We start from the raw sequence: 16,215 nt of genomic DNA, 5'->3' as shown, positions 1-16,215 counted from the left end.
ACTTTTCTTTAAACGACAATGCTAAAGCGATTTCCAATGTACTAAATATGGAATACTGTCAACAAATTCTTGTGGTACTAACACTCCATAAAACGCTATAACAGCTAATAAGAGTATCCCCACCATCATTAAATCAATCTTTAATAATATTCTACTATCAATCTCATCTTTATGCTCCCTAATTAGCGCGTATGCAATTATAATTGGTGCGAAAGAGTTACGTTGGAACCGTTGATATTGTATCGACATAACTAAAAATGGGAGTGCTACAAGACCAGTTAACGAAATTAAGAATAACAATTTCAATTTATTTTTAATCTCAGTTGATAGGCTATTAATTTTCAAAAAATAATATCCAAGTCCTAACATTGAAAAATATGATAAAGCTATTTCTATAAGCATTATTTTTGATGAACCAGCAGCATAACTTGTGTTCAGTTTATCAAACAATTGTGTCCTAGATGAATGCAATGAAACTTTCGTTATTATATTTTTCAATAAACCACTTAAACCTGGAATAAATTGTACAATTGTTAAAATTACAAAAAAACCAATAATTAATTGTACAAAAATTTTCACATATTTTTCGCTCAAAAAGCTTAAGGGAATTATTATTAAAAATATATATCCAGATGAATGCATTGATGCGCTCAATAAGATTAATCCGATGGCAATAATAATATTTTTTACATTTTTTTTCTGTAAAAAACTTAGCCCTAATAGAGCAATAGAAATCATAAAAAAATTACGTGCCTGTGTTGCCTCATTAAAAAAAGGAAAAATTGCAAAAACCCAAACAAAAGATCCTAAATTCTTTGTAAATCTTAATATTGCAACTGTCAAAATAATAAAACTAACAATAAATAATATTAATCTAAAATCAGCATATGTCACTCCGTTTGCCGCAAAAATTCGAGAAAGCCACATATAGCCCCACTCAAATTGGTGATTATATGGTGCTAAAGAACTATTATCATAATTAATAAGATAACTAGGATAATCGGTCGTCGTCATCTTACTAGCAGCACCCGCTAGCCATGCTAATATTCCGATTCCAATGAACGGAATGATATTATTTTTTTTACCATGAACATGATCCAAAAAGAAATTGGTTACTATTGCAAATAAATATGTCATATAAACTCCTAGATAGTCATTTCTTAAACAATTAATGAAATTTGCTTATGCTGTATTCCATTTTTAATTAAATTTTATGTAAATACTAACATTATTTTTTGAATAACCTTAATATTTCCTCCAAATAGAGTAAGGTATTGTGACCGTGAATATTGGTAAAAAAACCATTCTTTTTGCCAAATATTATGGCTTCGATACCCTTCTTTTCTACAAAATATTTCAACATAGTAATTCTTTTTTTTATTTTAATAGGCGAATTTGAAAATTGTAGTTCTAATTCATTAACCAATTTGGAAAATCGATCAAATTTAACTTTATATTTTTTTAAATCAATTAACTTACTTTTTATAATTGTACTTTTTTTATGTGCATCGGCACCTCTTGTAATATTAAATGAATGCATTCTATGACCATCAGTCGCACTATCTATATATCCAATCCCATCATATAATCCAGCAACTAATGCAAGCCATGCATCATGATTAACTGCTTCTATCGGGATGTTTTTTGAAATTTCTAATAAGTTACGATTAATAATCATCGTATTACCCATTAACCAGTTATGTAGAAAAATACGTTGATATGTTGGTTTATTTTTCTTTTCTACACCACTGTAGTTCACACTTCCGTCCCCCACTACTTCAAAAAACTCGTCATAATTCGTATATACAAGCTTAGGCAGTACTTTTTCGTTAGGCAGGTGTCTAATTTCATTTAATGATATCTCAATTTTATTTGTATACCATACATCATCCTGATCTGAGAACATAACATATTCATACTGGTCTGGAACGTTATTCATTAAAATTTCAAAATTTCCTAATTGGCCCTTTTCATTAATATTTAGCGAGCTATCTAGTATCGTTATTTTAGGATCTCTTTTAAAATTATCTAAAATTTTACTGGTATTATCTTTCGAAAAATCATCTCTAATAAATAGGTGCCAATTCCCATATGATTGATTCTTAATACTTTCAATTTGCTCCATTAAAAATTTTTCACCATTGTAGGTAGCCATTAAAATTGCAACGTCACTCATAATTAGATCCTCCTAATTAGCTAAAGTGTTCAGCGAATATTTTTCTTAATTGTTCTTTCGTTTCTGAAAGGCTCTCCAATGGTAACGATATGTCGTTTATAACAACTATTTTTGCCTTGGATTTTAAGGCGCGCTTTATTTTTGAAAAATCTCCATCTTCTGGCAACTTCTCAAACTTTCCAAACGAAAATCTACGTGGTTCAAAATTCCCTTTTGAAAGTTGCCAATCGCGTGCCAACCAAATATTTACATCATTTCTAGTACGAAAACGATTTTTACTAAGTTCGGCTAACAAAGCTGGTTCTTTTTGATATATTTCTTTAAATGTACTTTTCAATAAACTACTAGGCAAATGCGGTTCATACCATCCCAGAACAGACCTATATGGTAAAACTAAGAAATTTCTTACATTTTGAAACCCGTATTGCCAATTAAATATTTTAAAGAAATTCTTCTTCAAAATATTATTTTTTGAGAACCACTTATTAATAATAAGTATATTATTAAAAGGTATTAACGAAAATTCTTCCGACGGTTGAATAAGTCCCATTAATCCTACATCCTTAGGAGTCCCATCTTGAGAAAAGAAATCTGTTGGATCTACCTTGTTAGTTATAAACGTATCGTCATTAAATACGATAAAATGTTCCGATAAATTTTTAATTCTTGGAATATTCATTTCAATGACATTCGAATTAAAAGTAGGTAAATATTCTTCAGGAATAAAATCAGAATGATCAACAATTGTTAGATTTTTCATGTCCAATGGAAACTTCGGAACTTGTTTGTCGGTAATTAAAAAAATATGGTTTACCCATGGTGCAAATTTTTTTACACCTTCAAACCACCATTTAAAAATATCATAATCTCTGAAACGTTCATCCGCATTTAAATTTTTGTTTCCCGCGTACTTATTTTTTTTATTCCGCCAGATATCATCATTTCCATCAACCCATGTCACTACAAAATCAATTTTAAAATTATCACTCATGACTAAGTTCTCCTTAATATTTATTAGTGATTTTAATATTCAGATAAAAAGTGTTAATCTATTTTCAATCTTATATTTAGAGCCAAATTCTTCGTATTCTAGCCTTAAGCTCCCCATTAAATAATTGCTTAATATAATATTGGAAATATCTGCGGATACCATTAGGCCATTTTCCTTCATTATATTTCTTTATATTTTCAATAGACAACTTTTCATCTGTTATAAACTTATTAGGTACAATTAAAAAGCTATGGTCATCATTTGATATTTCAACATCAACTTGCATTTTTCTTTTTTGTAAATGAATATATTCTATCTTTTTAGTTTTAATTTTTCCGTTATCAATATAATTCATTACTAGTTCCCCATCATGCCATCTAAACACTTGATATTGTTTTCCCTCAGAAATATCAAGTGTTATAAATCGAAATGCTTTTACCCAAATATCAGCATAATAGACCTTTTCTTTATATGGATCATATATTCTCATATCTGTGTCGGGCATAAATTTTGCAGTTCCCCAAATTTCATCAAAGTGAGTTGCGTCATCAGTTGTAAATGCCTGCTTATAATTGTACGTCCCTTTTTTATGATGATCAATTTTATATGCATTATTAATTTGATTATTATTTCTATACATTTGAAAATGTCCACGAGTATTTATTTTGTCATATTTTTTTAGTATATCCTCAGATAAAAATTTTTTTAAATCTCCAAATATAGTATCAATATCCACAAATCCCCACCAATCATATCCCGAGATGTCTTCCTCAAATATTTCACCGTAAGCCGGTTTGTAGTCATTCAACTTATACGGATTATTAATTTTTATAGGAAATGTATAATGTGATCTTATTTTCGCTTGAATATCTTTAAAGTTGACTATTTTTATTTTAACATTCGGTATGGTTGTAGATATATTTTGATCAGTATATATTAGAAAATCTATCTCATTATTATATTCCGCTGATTTTAACCATAAATCAAAATAATTTGGTAATTCTCCAAAATATATAGCTATCAATACTATTTTTGTGTTTTTAATCATTGCGAATCCTTTCAATTTATAGACAACATCGCATAATTTAAATTTTAGAATATAAACTATACATAATTTCATTTACATTCTTAATACTATATTTTTTTGATACTTCAATATTGTTTTTAACAATTTTTTCGTATTCTTTATCATTGATGCCTAGTAAATTTTCTATAGCTTTCACAAACTGGGAAATATCAGTAGGATCATCCACTACACACCCGCTGATACCATTTTCTGTGTAATCTTTGATCCCCCCTAAGTAAGTACTTACTAATGGAAGACCAGTAGCCATAGCTTCTAATCCCGCTAGTCCTAATCCTTCTCGTTTAGATGGAAAAAGAGAAAAATCTGCTATATCTAAATATTGTTTAATATTTTCAGAATAACCTGTAAAAATAATCTTTTCTTCTAATCCATACTCTTTCACTTTTTTTTCTAATAAATCTCTTTGATCTCCAACACCGCATATAATATATGTAATATCAATTTTATCTTTCAATTTATTTACTGCTTCTATTCCCACAATATGATTTTTCCGCTTAGATAATTCACCTACAGAAATCATCACTTTACTATTCTTACTTATCTTTAAATCAGTTTTCAATTCATCGATATTAGTTGATTGTTCTCGTAATTGTTCCCATTTTATTCCAACGCCAGGCACATGTAAAACTTCTTTTATACCAAAAGATTTTCCAATTGAGTAATCTTCATTGTTGATTGTTATTAAAATATCCGTATATTTAGATAAGTAACGTTCTATAGGATAAAATAATATCCAATCTTTTTTCGGCCCGCCCTTAAAGAACTGAAAGCCATGTGCCGTATAAACAATTTTAGTTTCTTTATTATTTTTAAAAACTAATCTAGTTAATACACTTCCCATCGGTGAATGGCAATGCACAAAATTATAGGTAGTTGTACTTGCTAATTTTTCAAGCTGATTATATGCTTTTTTATTTGCTTTTATTGAACCAATTCCTCTTAAAAAGTCAATTTGATGACAAATTATATTTTTTCCTTCAAGCTTCTTTTTTAAGGAATTAGCCATATCATCTGGTATAGTTCCAGCGGAATAAAAGTTAGTTGCAACTTCCACATTATATCCTAATTCTTGTAATATTCTGATATTATCCATATTAAATTGTTCAATCATTGAAGCAACCGACGCAACGATTAAAACTTTTTTCATTTCTTATCCTCCATTAAAATTTTCGTTATCGTATTTTCTAATGTAAGTCCTAATGTATATTCGAAAGAGCACTCGCTAATTTTTTTATCATAAACTTTACTACCATATATTTTATTAAAAACACGAAACTTCCTTGATAATAGAGAAATAAGCGGATTAAAAATAGAGATAAAGTATACTTTCTTTCTTAATAATTTCCTTGTTACTTTGATTACATCGCTTGTAGAAACATATTCTTTATTTTGAGGGAAATAAAGGCCTGATGCATCATTAATAATTATCTGTTTGATAAATTCTGTTAATACATCTACATAAATCATACTTCGTTCATTGTTAATACTTGGGAAAATCAGGGATTTCTCAGCTAACTTCAGTAGCCTTGGAAAATTACCCTTACTATTCGGTCCGTAAACCATCGGAGTTCTGATAACAACCGTTTTAAAGTTATCGTCTGCTAATTTTTGAATTTCTACATCTGCCTGTAGCTTACTATCACCATAAAAATCAATTGGGTTCATTATTGTCTCTCGAGTAATTATATTAGTATTTTGTAGTCCATTTTTTTCACCATATACTATCATACTTGATAAAAAAATAAATTGTTTCACTCCCTCAGATTTAGCTTTTTTAGCCAAATTAATTGCGAGATCTCTATTTACTTTATAATATTGATCCTCCATACTCGGATCCGAAGATACATGTGCAATACCCGCAACATTAAGTACTACATCATATAGACCAAAATTTTTTCCTCTCCATTTATCATCTCGAACGCTCATCATATCAACTGATATATCTTCCGATTCTGATTTATTAATCCAGCTTTTAAATGCCCCTCCAATATAACTATGTGCACCGGTTATCAAAACTCGTTTAGTCATCACTCTTACCTTCCTTTACACCATCACTCTTTAAAACTGATGTAATTGTTCCAAAAAAAATTTTTAAATCTTCTGAAAAAGATAAAAGTTGCACGTAATCACCATCAATTTTTGATTTCTCAGCAATAGATAATTCATCTCTCCCACTAATTTGTGCTAATCCAGTTAACCCTGGGTAAACGTTATTAGCGCCGTACTTTTCACGTTCGTTAATTAAATCTTCTTGACTCCAAAGTGCTGGTCGAGGACCAACGATACTCATCTTACCTGTTAAAATATTAATAATTTGTGGTAATTCGTCAAGACTCGTTTTTCGTAAAATTTTACCCGAGCGAGTAATGAAAGCATCCGGATCTTTCAATAAGTGAGTAGGTACATCAGGTGTATCAGTTCTCATCGTCCTAAATTTTAAAATACCAAAGTAGGTTTTATTAATACTTACCCGCTTTTGTACAAAGAAAATAGGGCCTTTCGAATCGACTTTAACAATAATTGCGATAATTAAAAAAATAGGCGATAAAAGTACAAGGCCTACTAAAGAAATAACAAAATCAATTGTTCTTTTAAAATATTTTTTATACATTAACGCATACCTTCCGAATCAATTGAGGGTTCACCATTATGAGTATGTGCATATCTAATAACTTCTTTTTTCAAAGCAGTACCAGTTAACGGCTCTACACTCTTAACAAAACTCATAATTTCATCAATCTTGTATGGTGTTACTTTACCCAAGAAAATTTTTTCAAATACTTGCTCTTGCTGTTTTTCACTACTTACTAATAATTCTTCATACAGTTTCTCTCCAGGTCTCATACCTGACTCAACAATATCAATATCGTTTTCAGTATATCCACTTAATTTAATCATTTTTCGTGCTAAATCAACAATTTTAACCGGTTTACCCATATCTAAGATAAATAGTTCTCCACCTTTAGATAGCGTCCCCGCTTGAATCACTAAACGGCTAGCTTCAGGAATTGTCATAAAGAATCTTGTCATTCTAAGATCAGTAACAGTAACTGGTCCACCTTTAGCTATCTGTTTCTTAAACAGTGGTACAACACTACCACGGCTACCAAGAACATTACCAAAACGAACAACGGCGAATTTTGTATGACCTGGTTCATTCAAACTAGTTACAATCATTTCAGCGAGACGTTTCGTTGCCCCCATAATATTAGGCGGATTTACTGCTTTATCAGTTGAAATCATTACAAATGATTTCACATTTGCAGACTTAGCAGCTTCAGCAACATTTTTCGTACCATAAACATTATTTTTAATGGCTTCAGTTGGGTTAGCTTCCATTAATGGTACATGTTTGTGTGCTGCAGCATGATAGACTATTTCTGGTTTATATTGTGCCATTAAGTCAAAAATATGTGCCCGGTCTTGAACATCCGCAATAATCGGCACAATTTCAATTTTCCCAGCATAAAGATTTTTTAATTCTTGATGAATCAAATAAATTGAATTTTCTCCATGTCCTAGTAAAATTAGTCGTTTAGGACCAAATTTGCTAACCTGTCGACAAATTTCTGAACCAATAGAGCCACCCGCTCCTGTAACTAAAATTGTTTTACCATATATTTTGCTTTCAATCTTAGCCATATCAAGTTTAATCTCTTGTCGACCCAGTAAATCAACAACGTCAATCTCATGCATTTTTCTAGAATCACTATTGTCTTCTAACATATCTTCAAAACTTGACATGCGATTAATTTTAACTTTTAGAGGATTTAAAATATCTAACAAGTCCTCGTAATTATGGGGACTTAATGAAGGAATAGCAATTGAGACCTGTTCAACATCGTATTCTTCGACAATCATTGGAATTTCTTGGAAAGTTCCCAAAACTTTCTTACCCATCATCCACATTTTTTGTTTTTGAATATCATTATCGACGTATCCAATAACATTCAAGTCGGCATTATCTCTTTGTATTCTTTCCATTAAAGCTTCTGCGCCATCCCCTGCACCGACTATTAATGTTGTAATTAATGTTTCTGATTCTTCATTATTAAAGATATTTTCAACAAGATAGCGCCATGCAAATCGGCTGCCACCAATAAAAAGGAGGGCCAGTAAATAAGTTAATATTCCAAAACGAATACTATAATTTGAACTTATGAAAAAATAACTAATATTACTAATAACTGCTGTAATTGTTATTGCAATAAAAATTGCAATTATTTCTTTAAAGCTAGCATACCTATTAATTTTAGAAAAGAGGTTTAATGAGTATCCAATTATTAGGTATAAAATCAAACATATACACCCAAATTCCAATAAATCAGAGTTACTAAAACTAATATACGGCCCTAAAAATAACCTCGATAATGAAATTGAAACTACCCAAATCAAACTATCCAATCCAGTTAAAACAACCTGTTTACTTTTCCTAGTCACCTATAATCCCTGCTTCCTTAAATTATCCTACGTCTACTTAATTATTATTTATAATAGCCATAATACCCACCATAATAACCTGACTCATCACTACCTGAAACATCATTCAAAATCGTCCCAATGATTCTTGCATGAACGGTATCTAATAATTCTTTTGCTTTCAAAACGGCACCTTTATTTGCCACACCTTGTCTCACAACTAAAATTGTACCATCAACTTTTGTTGCAACAATTTGTGCATCTGTTACAGAAATTAATGGTGGTGTATCGATGATAACCATATCCATTTGTTCAGCGACAGCTGTAATTAAAGAATCCATCCGTTTTGTATTCAATAATTCTGAAGGGTTCGGTGGAGTAGGACCTGCAGGCATAACATATAAATTTTCAATTGGTGTTTCTTCAACTGCTTTTGCAACATCAATACTTTTTTCAGTCAAACAATTTGTAAGCCCGGTTTCATTACTCAAACCAAAAGTTTGATGCGCAGTTGGTCTACGCATATCGGCATCAATTAACAATACTTTCAGTCCTTGATTAGCATATGTTACAGCAAGATTAGTTATAACTGTTGACTTGCCTTCTGATGGACCTGATGATGTCGCCATAATAACTTTCATTTCTTTATCAACACTTGAAAATTGGATATTCGTACGTACAGTCCTAAATTGTTCTGCAATCGTTGATGTTGGTTGAGTAACAGTAATTAATCCAACACCGTTATCAATACTATCAGTTGATAACTTTTTATCTTTTTTTAATAAACTCATCATTCAATAACCCCTTATCTATTTTAATTAGTATGCTTTCTTTTTCTTGGTGTTGATTGTCCAAAAAGTCCTTGACTCTTATTAGTTTCGTCAATATGGTTAATCATACCTAAGTTTGAAAGACCAAGATCTGTCAAAAAATCAGCGTTTTTAACTGTTTTATCAAAAAGTTCTATTGCGAATGCAATCCCAATTCCGATAAGCCCCCCTAGTAACAGACCTATTAATACATTCATCTTTTTATTAGGTGATACTGCATTAGGTTTTGCAACTGCATCAGCAACAATTGTTACATTATTAACTTTCATCACTTTTTTTATTTTATTTTTAAACGTATCAGCAACAGAGTTTGCAATATCAGCCGCGCGATATGCATTAGTATCTTTAACAGTTACACTAAAAACCTGTGAATTTTCTTGATTTGATATACTTATCTGATTTTTTAAATCATCACTCGTACCAACGAAATTATCTTTTTTAGCAATTTCTTTTCTCACAGGATCTAGTACAATTTTATTTTGAATAATGTCTTTATACGTATTAATCATTTGGACATCTGCTTGCTGTGTATTGTAAGCAGCCCCTACATTATTGGCAGTTTCTGTTCTATTAACTAATATTTGAACAGTCGAGTTATATTTTGGCGTCATAAAGAACATGGTTACAAAAAATGCTAATAGTGCCCCCGCAATTATTAACCCAATAATTAATTTAAGATGTTTCTTTAAAATGCTAAAAACTTGTTCAAGATTGATTGTCTCTTCCATTGATATAATTCTCCTAGTCTAAGTCTAATTGTTTTCTGATCATGTTGGATACTTTCGTTACTTGTGCTGATGGAACAACTTCATACGACACACCATTTATCATTTGTGATTGTCCTTGAAGTTGAACATCTTTAATTGTGCCTATAGCACTACGATACTGAGTCACTATTTTTTTCATATCAGAAAATTTCAAATTTGTTTTCATATTGCTCTCAAGTACACTCAAAATTGCTTGATAATTTGTGACACCATCAATAGAAGCTATTTTTTTACCTAATTCAGTCACAACCGAGCGTTGTCTTTTTTGACGCCCGTAATCACCATTAGGATCAGAATGTCTCATTCTAGAAAAGTCTAAAACATTACTTTCAGTTAACTCAATATCACCTTTTACGTATTGATGCCTTCCCGCTGAAAAAGCAAATGGATTATTGACCGTAATTGGACCAACGGCACCCGTTAATTCTTCCAGGCCCTTCATATTCATCTGAACATAGTAATCAATTGGAATATTTAAATAGTTTTGAATAGTATCCATCGCTAAGGAAACATCCCCATAAGCATATGCAGCATTTAATTTATTATCTGTCCCGTGACCTGTAATCGGAATCTTCGTATCACGAGGTAAACTCGTTAATGTCGTCAAGTTTGTTTTAGGATTAATTGTCGCAACCATCATTGTATCCGATCGACCTTGATCTGTTCTCCCATCTTCGCCCGTATCAACACCCAAAATTAAAACTGAGAAAGGCGCCTCTTTATCAAGAGAGACACTCCCGGTTGTTCGTTTACTTTTAACATTTACTTTTTGATATGTATTATCTACAACGTCTTTTGCATCTAGATAAACCTTCGCCATCAACACACCACCAATAACCAATAGTGCGGCAACGACGATTCCGACACCAATCCCCCATTTTTTCAGTGTACTCATTTTTTTCTTTTTATGATGATGCTTCTTGTGGCTACCTTGGTGTTTAATATTATCTTCACTCATAATTAATTACCCCTAAATTTTTTAGATGTATACAATGACACAATAATTTATTATACATGTTACCAGACTTAAATGAAACTTAAAATCGTTTGTCTAATCATTGTTTAATCTTATTGTCAACTGATATGATATTCTAAACATTTTGACCACGCTTTCAAAGTTGTAGTGCTCTACACTTTTAATTATACGTTATATTTAAAAGTATTATATTTCATTTTTAATACAGAAAAAGAACATCATTAATTATGTTCTCTTTTTGAAGTCCCTATTACTTGTTAAAACTATATCATAACTTAATTTCTTTTTTATAATCAGTGATTTTTATAAAAACAGCACTAACGCAACTAATTATCCAAGTGGCTAGAACGATGATTAAACTAATTCTTGTTATTATTTTCGTATGATAACCAATGACTAACCTATTTGTACCTATTTTAGTTGCTTTAACGGTTGGACTACCCATAGTTGACAAGGTCATTTTTTTAGGATCAAGGCTATTACCATTTAATTGAACAGTTGAATTATTATAGACTATCGCGGGTAAAGAAATCTCATTTCCTTTTTTTGTTGCGTTCCAACTCAGACTTAACTTTCCTTCACTATTAATCGTTTTACTTACTTCATCTTTATTTTTTTTCATGTCTAATCGATAATCATGATAAGGACGTTCACTTAATACTCGATTATTAGGTAAATAGTCTGGCGATGCCTTGGTAATCAACTTTAAACCATCATCTAGATTTGAACTCATAAATGCTTTGGTAATCTGTTCGTTACTCGTATTATCTGCGATATCAACATTATTGGGAGAAACTATCGACTGATTAGTATGCCATGCTTCATTACTTTTTTGAATTTCTAAATACGATTGTACTCCGACAACAAGACCTCCAACAATTAAGAATAGATCAATATACTTCCGATAATTTTTAAATGAACTACTTGATAGTGTTGCACTAAAACCCGCTAATAATAAAACTACAGCGAACCCTTCAAAGCGACGTGGGTATTGCAAGAAACTTTGTATTGATGGGATAACCTGGGCTAAATCCGTCCAAGGAACTAATTTTGACGTTAAGACTAAGAAAACTAAACCTAAACTAGTTACTACTTTATTAGTAACCGTAAATTTTGCTTGTTTTATAAACAATAAACTAATTTGTACTACAAATATGAAGCTCATAACCAAACCAATTTTAGTAAGCGTTGGCCCCCCCATCGATAAATTCATAGTTGAATTGGACATCATCACATTAACGTGCGGTGCGTATAATTTATTGTTTGCGAAAACATCTAACATGGCACCCCAAACATTAAATGTCAGAACTAACGATAATAACCCCGCCCAAAAACAGGTTAATAATAGTTTCGATTTTTGATTCGTTTGAATAAAACCAACTATAAAAAAAACGAATAGGACACCAATCGACATCAAGGCACTTAAAACATGTACCTGTATCATTACCGACATGGTTAACGCTAAGGGTAGAATTCGCAATCCTTCTGCGTTATTTTTGATCATTTTAACACCCATTAAAACAACTAGTGGCACTAGCATGATACCCCAAGCCATAAAATTTTGCTCAGTTGACCATCGCGCAATCCACAAGCTACCCATAAAAAGAACAGCCATTAATAGTGAGATATCTTTGGTCGAAGTTATTTCTTTAGCTAGTAAATACATTGAGTAACCACTAATAAAGAAAATTAAAAAAGAAGAAATAACCTGAAAATTAAACCAACTATGTACGAGTAGTAGCAACCCACCTAGCAGATAAGCAAATCCAGGCCCATACACAGCATTGATAATCCGACCACTTTGTTGAAACCCGTAATTTGTTTGGAAATAGTTAAAATTGCCTGTTTTAAATTGCATATAGATATCGTAAATACGATTAAAATGAAATAAAGAATCAGAACCTAAAACTAAACTATGTGCGAGTATCTGAGGTAAGACTAAAAACAAGCTCACACTAAACATAACAATAAATACACCGACATGATTTTTTAAATTAATCGACTTATTTTTCAATTAACTTACCTCCCCTAACGATTTATAATATTTTATTTTTTCTTACTAAATCGACTTTTATATTGCTTAAATAAGCTATTTAGCTGAATAGATTGTGCTTCAACTTCACCATGTCGAACAATAGCAATCGATGCATTAAGAACAGCACCTAGCATGATTATCCATGCCCCAAAATCCAGCCAGAATAACATAATCATTACTGTTCCGATTGCACCATAACTACTAAAAGCGCCACCGAAATACTGCACGTATATCGAAAATACTTGGGTCAATAAAATCCACCCAATGGTTGTCAAAATTGCCCCTGGTAAAACTGCCCTGAACCTAAGTCTTGCACTAGGTAATATCCGATAAAGTAATAAAATAATAATAAAAATACCGATTAAGGCGACAGGCCATTTAACCGTGGTAATCACAGTTAAAAATTCTCCCGGCAAATGTAAAATGGGTGTCAACACCTCAACTACTATTTGACTGAACCCAAAGAACAAAATAATAGCACCTAAGGAGATAACTAACCCAATCGTTAACACAAACGATACAATTCGCCCAACAATTGGATTTTGCTTCGTTTCAACACTATAGGCATGGTTGAAACTTTTCTTCAATGCATTAATCCCCTTACTTGTCGTCCATAACGTTACGACAGCACCAATTGACAATAATCCACCATTTCCATTTTTCAGAAACGATTCAATAAACGGTGCTAAAATGCTATATATCGCGGATGGCATCACAACTTTTACATATTCTAAAATAACGGACACCTTTAAATGAAGCATTGGTATTAAATTACCAATAAAAATAATTGCTGGAAAAATCGATAATAACGTATAGTACGCAATAATAACCGAAGAATTACTAACATCGGCATTAATAAATTGTGTTTTAAATATTTTAATAAACTGAACGAACTTACTTTTCATACGATTCCTCCGCGAAATACATCTATATAAGAATAAATTGTATCACATTTAGACAAAAAAATAGATTGAGCATTTAAAATCAGCCCAATCTTCTAATTTTATTATAATTTTTTAGATAACTCTTTAATGTATTCTCTAAGTTCATCCTTAACTTCTGGATGTTTCAAACCAAAATCAATACTTGTTTTTAAATAACCGAATTTATTTCCAACATCATAACGATCACCTTTAAATTCATGCGCGAATACACGTTGCACTTTATTTAAACGATCAATAGCATCAGTCAATTGGACTTCATTACCTTCACCAGGTTCTTGTGTTTCTAACATCCCGAAGATTTCTGGTGTTAACAAGTAACGACCAATAATAGCTAAATCACTTGGTGCTTCATCAACAGCTGGTTTTTCAACAAATTTTTCAACATCATATAGCCCTTTTGACACTTCACTTTGTGGTGCAATAACCCCATATTTTGATACTTCTTTATGTGGGACTTCCATTACAGCCAATGTTGAAGCATGTGTTTCTTCATAGCGATCCATCAATTGTTTTGTTAATGGTACCTTATCTTGCATGATATCATCACCCAACATAACAACAAAGGGTTCATCACCAACAAAGTCTTTAGCCATTAAAACAGCATCCCCTAAACCTCTAGGATGTGACTGGCGAATAAAGAACAAATTAATATCAGTTGTTTGCTCAACCATTTTTAATTGTTCTAATTTACCTTTAGCTTTAAGATTAGCTTCCAATTCAGGTACTGAATCAAAATGATCTTCAATTGGGCGTTTCCCTTTACCCGTAACAATTAAAATATCTTCAATCCCTGCTGCTTTAGCTTCTTCAACAATGTACTGTATCGTTGGTTTATCCACGATAGGTAACATTTCTTTAGCCATTGCTTTTGTTGCTGGTAAAAATCTAGTTCCCAAACCTGCTGCAGGTATAATTGCTTTTCTAACTTTCATAATTAACTTCTCCTTTTTTTCTTTATACGATATACAAAATCCCATTAATTTATCTCAAACTCTACGAATATTACAATTCTATCATGAATCCGCTACATTATACAAAAAAACTGCTAAACAATTAAGTTAGCAGTTCATTGTAGCTATCTATTTTATAAATATTTCGCATCAAATTCTGGATCTTGAGAGGTTAAAATCTTAGGACCATCTTTTGTGATAACAATAACATGTTCATATTGACACGACAAACTACCGTCAGCAGTTCTTGTTGTCCAACCGTTAGGATCATCACTTTCTGATTCCCAACCGCCAATATTAATCATGGGTTCAATAGTAATTGTCATCCCTTCTTTAAGACGTAATCCTTTACCAGCTTGACCATAATGAGGTACGGAAGGACTTTCATGCATGGTAGGTCCAATGCCATGTCCAACGTATTCGCGAACATCACCATAGCCCATTTGGTCTTCAGTATAAGTTTGGATAGCATGACCAATATCACCAATACGGTTACCAATAACGGCTTGATCAATTCCTAAGTAAAGGGCTTTATGCGTTACTGCCATTAATTTATCAATTTCTGGTGTAGATTCACCAACAACATAACTCCAACAAGAATCGCTCATTGCGCCATGTAAACTAACAACTGTATCTACTTTAACTAAATCATTATCTTTTAAAATTAACCCTTTACGTGGGAAAGCATGACAAATTTCATCATTAATGCTGACACAAGTCGCATATTTATAGCCTTCAAAGCCAATTTGTTCAGCAACACCACCATGGCTTTCAATATACTTACGTGAGAAAGTTTCAATTTCCCAACTAGAAATACCTGGTTTTATAATATCTCGTAATCCCTTATGCATCCCTGCAATAATAGCACCTGAAGCACGCATTTCTTCAATTTCGCGTTCTGATTTTAATGTGATCATTTAATTTGTTTCCTCCTATAATAAATAATTCTTCTCAACTATTATACCGCAATTGTATAGAATTTGTTACGAGATACTCAATTCCTTTCACAATCGTTTTTTTATCTGATATACTTTAACTAC

The 16,215-nt window shown here is 31.6% G+C and carries 15 protein-coding genes; all 15 read right to left on the bottom strand.

Annotation, left to right across the window (positions count from 1 at the left end):
- Positions 1–21: 21 nt before the first annotated feature.
- Complete coding sequence (locus AC1RPQ_RS04380; protein WP_481761536.1) at positions 22–1,137, bottom strand: EpsG family protein; 1,116 nt, start codon at positions 1,135–1,137, stop codon at positions 22–24.
- A 91-nt stretch (positions 1,138–1,228) separates the two neighbouring features.
- Entirely contained in the window at positions 1,229–2,176 is a 948-nt protein-coding gene (locus tag AC1RPQ_RS04375; protein ID WP_481761537.1) for a glycosyltransferase, read from the bottom strand.
- A gap of 16 nt (positions 2,177–2,192) precedes the next feature.
- Positions 2,193–3,167, bottom strand: coding sequence for a Stealth CR1 domain-containing protein (locus tag AC1RPQ_RS04370; RefSeq protein ID WP_481761538.1), 975 nt, complete (start codon positions 3,165–3,167; stop codon positions 2,193–2,195).
- Between the two features lie 76 nt (positions 3,168–3,243).
- The gene (locus tag AC1RPQ_RS04365) at positions 3,244–4,215 is read right to left on the bottom strand and encodes a DUF6625 family protein (RefSeq protein WP_481761539.1); all 972 of its coding nucleotides are present in this window, start codon (positions 4,213–4,215) and stop codon (positions 3,244–3,246) included.
- 37 nt (positions 4,216–4,252) lie between these two features.
- Positions 4,253–5,401 carry a glycosyltransferase gene (locus AC1RPQ_RS04360; RefSeq protein WP_481761540.1) on the bottom strand — a complete coding sequence of 383 codons (1,149 nt, stop codon included), beginning with the start codon at positions 5,399–5,401 and terminating at the stop codon, positions 4,253–4,255.
- Positions 5,398–6,282 (bottom strand): NAD-dependent epimerase/dehydratase family protein, encoded by an 885-nt coding sequence (locus AC1RPQ_RS04355; protein ID WP_481761541.1) that lies wholly within the window; start codon positions 6,280–6,282, stop codon positions 5,398–5,400. Before AC1RPQ_RS04355 ends, AC1RPQ_RS04360 begins: the two co-directional genes overlap by 4 nt.
- Positions 6,275–6,865 (bottom strand): sugar transferase, encoded by a 591-nt coding sequence (locus AC1RPQ_RS04350; protein ID WP_481761542.1) that lies wholly within the window; start codon positions 6,863–6,865, stop codon positions 6,275–6,277. The genes AC1RPQ_RS04355 and AC1RPQ_RS04350 overlap by 8 nt, the downstream gene beginning before the upstream one ends.
- Positions 6,865–8,694 (bottom strand): polysaccharide biosynthesis protein, encoded by a 1,830-nt coding sequence (locus AC1RPQ_RS04345; RefSeq protein WP_481761543.1) that lies wholly within the window; start codon positions 8,692–8,694, stop codon positions 6,865–6,867. Before AC1RPQ_RS04345 ends, AC1RPQ_RS04350 begins: the two co-directional genes overlap by 1 nt.
- A 44-nt stretch (positions 8,695–8,738) precedes the next feature.
- Complete coding sequence (locus AC1RPQ_RS04340) at positions 8,739–9,464, bottom strand: CpsD/CapB family tyrosine-protein kinase (RefSeq protein WP_481761629.1); 726 nt, start codon at positions 9,462–9,464, stop codon at positions 8,739–8,741.
- 23 nt (positions 9,465–9,487) lie between these two features.
- Positions 9,488–10,231, bottom strand: a complete 744-nt coding sequence (locus tag AC1RPQ_RS04335; RefSeq protein ID WP_481761544.1) for a YveK family protein — start codon at positions 10,229–10,231, stop codon at positions 9,488–9,490.
- Positions 10,232–10,244: 13 nt separating this feature from the next.
- Positions 10,245–11,228 (bottom strand): LCP family glycopolymer transferase, encoded by a 984-nt coding sequence (locus AC1RPQ_RS04330; RefSeq protein WP_481761545.1) that lies wholly within the window; start codon positions 11,226–11,228, stop codon positions 10,245–10,247.
- Positions 11,229–11,514: 286 nt separating this feature from the next.
- Positions 11,515–13,260 (bottom strand): MFS transporter, encoded by a 1,746-nt coding sequence (locus AC1RPQ_RS04325; protein ID WP_481761546.1) that lies wholly within the window; start codon positions 13,258–13,260, stop codon positions 11,515–11,517.
- Between the two features lie 32 nt (positions 13,261–13,292).
- Positions 13,293–14,186, bottom strand: a complete 894-nt coding sequence (locus tag AC1RPQ_RS04320; protein ID WP_481761547.1) for a YihY/virulence factor BrkB family protein — start codon at positions 14,184–14,186, stop codon at positions 13,293–13,295.
- A gap of 101 nt (positions 14,187–14,287) precedes the next feature.
- On the bottom strand, positions 14,288–15,157 hold the full coding sequence (gene galU / locus AC1RPQ_RS04315) for a UTP--glucose-1-phosphate uridylyltransferase GalU (RefSeq protein WP_481761548.1): 870 nt from the start codon (positions 15,155–15,157) through the stop codon (positions 14,288–14,290).
- A gap of 152 nt (positions 15,158–15,309) precedes the next feature.
- Positions 15,310–16,092, bottom strand: coding sequence for a type I methionyl aminopeptidase (map, locus tag AC1RPQ_RS04310; protein WP_409022111.1), 783 nt, complete (start codon positions 16,090–16,092; stop codon positions 15,310–15,312).
- Positions 16,093–16,215: the final 123 nt, after the last annotated feature.

Source organism: Dellaglioa sp. CoH-57-MRSF-21, from assembly GCF_056781915.1.
This window is presented reverse-complemented; position numbering and strand designations above follow the sequence as displayed.

Excerpts from the sequence above, each read along its gene's own strand:
- AC1RPQ_RS04330 (WP_481761545.1), bottom strand. The coding sequence starts at position 11,228 with ATGAGTGAAGATAATATTAAACACCAAGGTAGCCACAAGAAGCATCAT.
- AC1RPQ_RS04355 (WP_481761541.1), bottom strand. The coding sequence starts at position 6,282 with ATGACTAAACGAGTTTTGATAACCGGTGCACATAGTTATATTGGAGGG.
- AC1RPQ_RS04320 (WP_481761547.1), bottom strand. The coding sequence starts at position 14,186 with ATGAAAAGTAAGTTCGTTCAGTTTATTAAAATATTTAAAACACAATTT.
- AC1RPQ_RS04335 (WP_481761544.1), bottom strand. The coding sequence starts at position 10,231 with ATGGAAGAGACAATCAATCTTGAACAAGTTTTTAGCATTTTAAAGAAA.
- map (WP_409022111.1), bottom strand. The coding sequence starts at position 16,092 with ATGATCACATTAAAATCAGAACGCGAAATTGAAGAAATGCGTGCTTCA.
- AC1RPQ_RS04370 (WP_481761538.1), bottom strand. The coding sequence starts at position 3,167 with ATGAGTGATAATTTTAAAATTGATTTTGTAGTGACATGGGTTGATGGA.
- AC1RPQ_RS04365 (WP_481761539.1), bottom strand. The coding sequence starts at position 4,215 with ATGATTAAAAACACAAAAATAGTATTGATAGCTATATATTTTGGAGAA.
- AC1RPQ_RS04350 (WP_481761542.1), bottom strand. The coding sequence starts at position 6,865 with ATGTATAAAAAATATTTTAAAAGAACAATTGATTTTGTTATTTCTTTA.
- galU (WP_481761548.1), bottom strand. The coding sequence starts at position 15,157 with ATGAAAGTTAGAAAAGCAATTATACCTGCAGCAGGTTTGGGAACTAGA.
- AC1RPQ_RS04340 (WP_481761629.1), bottom strand. The coding sequence starts at position 9,464 with ATGAGTTTATTAAAAAAAGATAAAAAGTTATCAACTGATAGTATTGAT.
- AC1RPQ_RS04375 (WP_481761537.1), bottom strand. The coding sequence starts at position 2,176 with ATGAGTGACGTTGCAATTTTAATGGCTACCTACAATGGTGAAAAATTT.
- AC1RPQ_RS04380 (WP_481761536.1), bottom strand. The coding sequence starts at position 1,137 with ATGACATATTTATTTGCAATAGTAACCAATTTCTTTTTGGATCATGTT.
- AC1RPQ_RS04360 (WP_481761540.1), bottom strand. The coding sequence starts at position 5,401 with ATGAAAAAAGTTTTAATCGTTGCGTCGGTTGCTTCAATGATTGAACAA.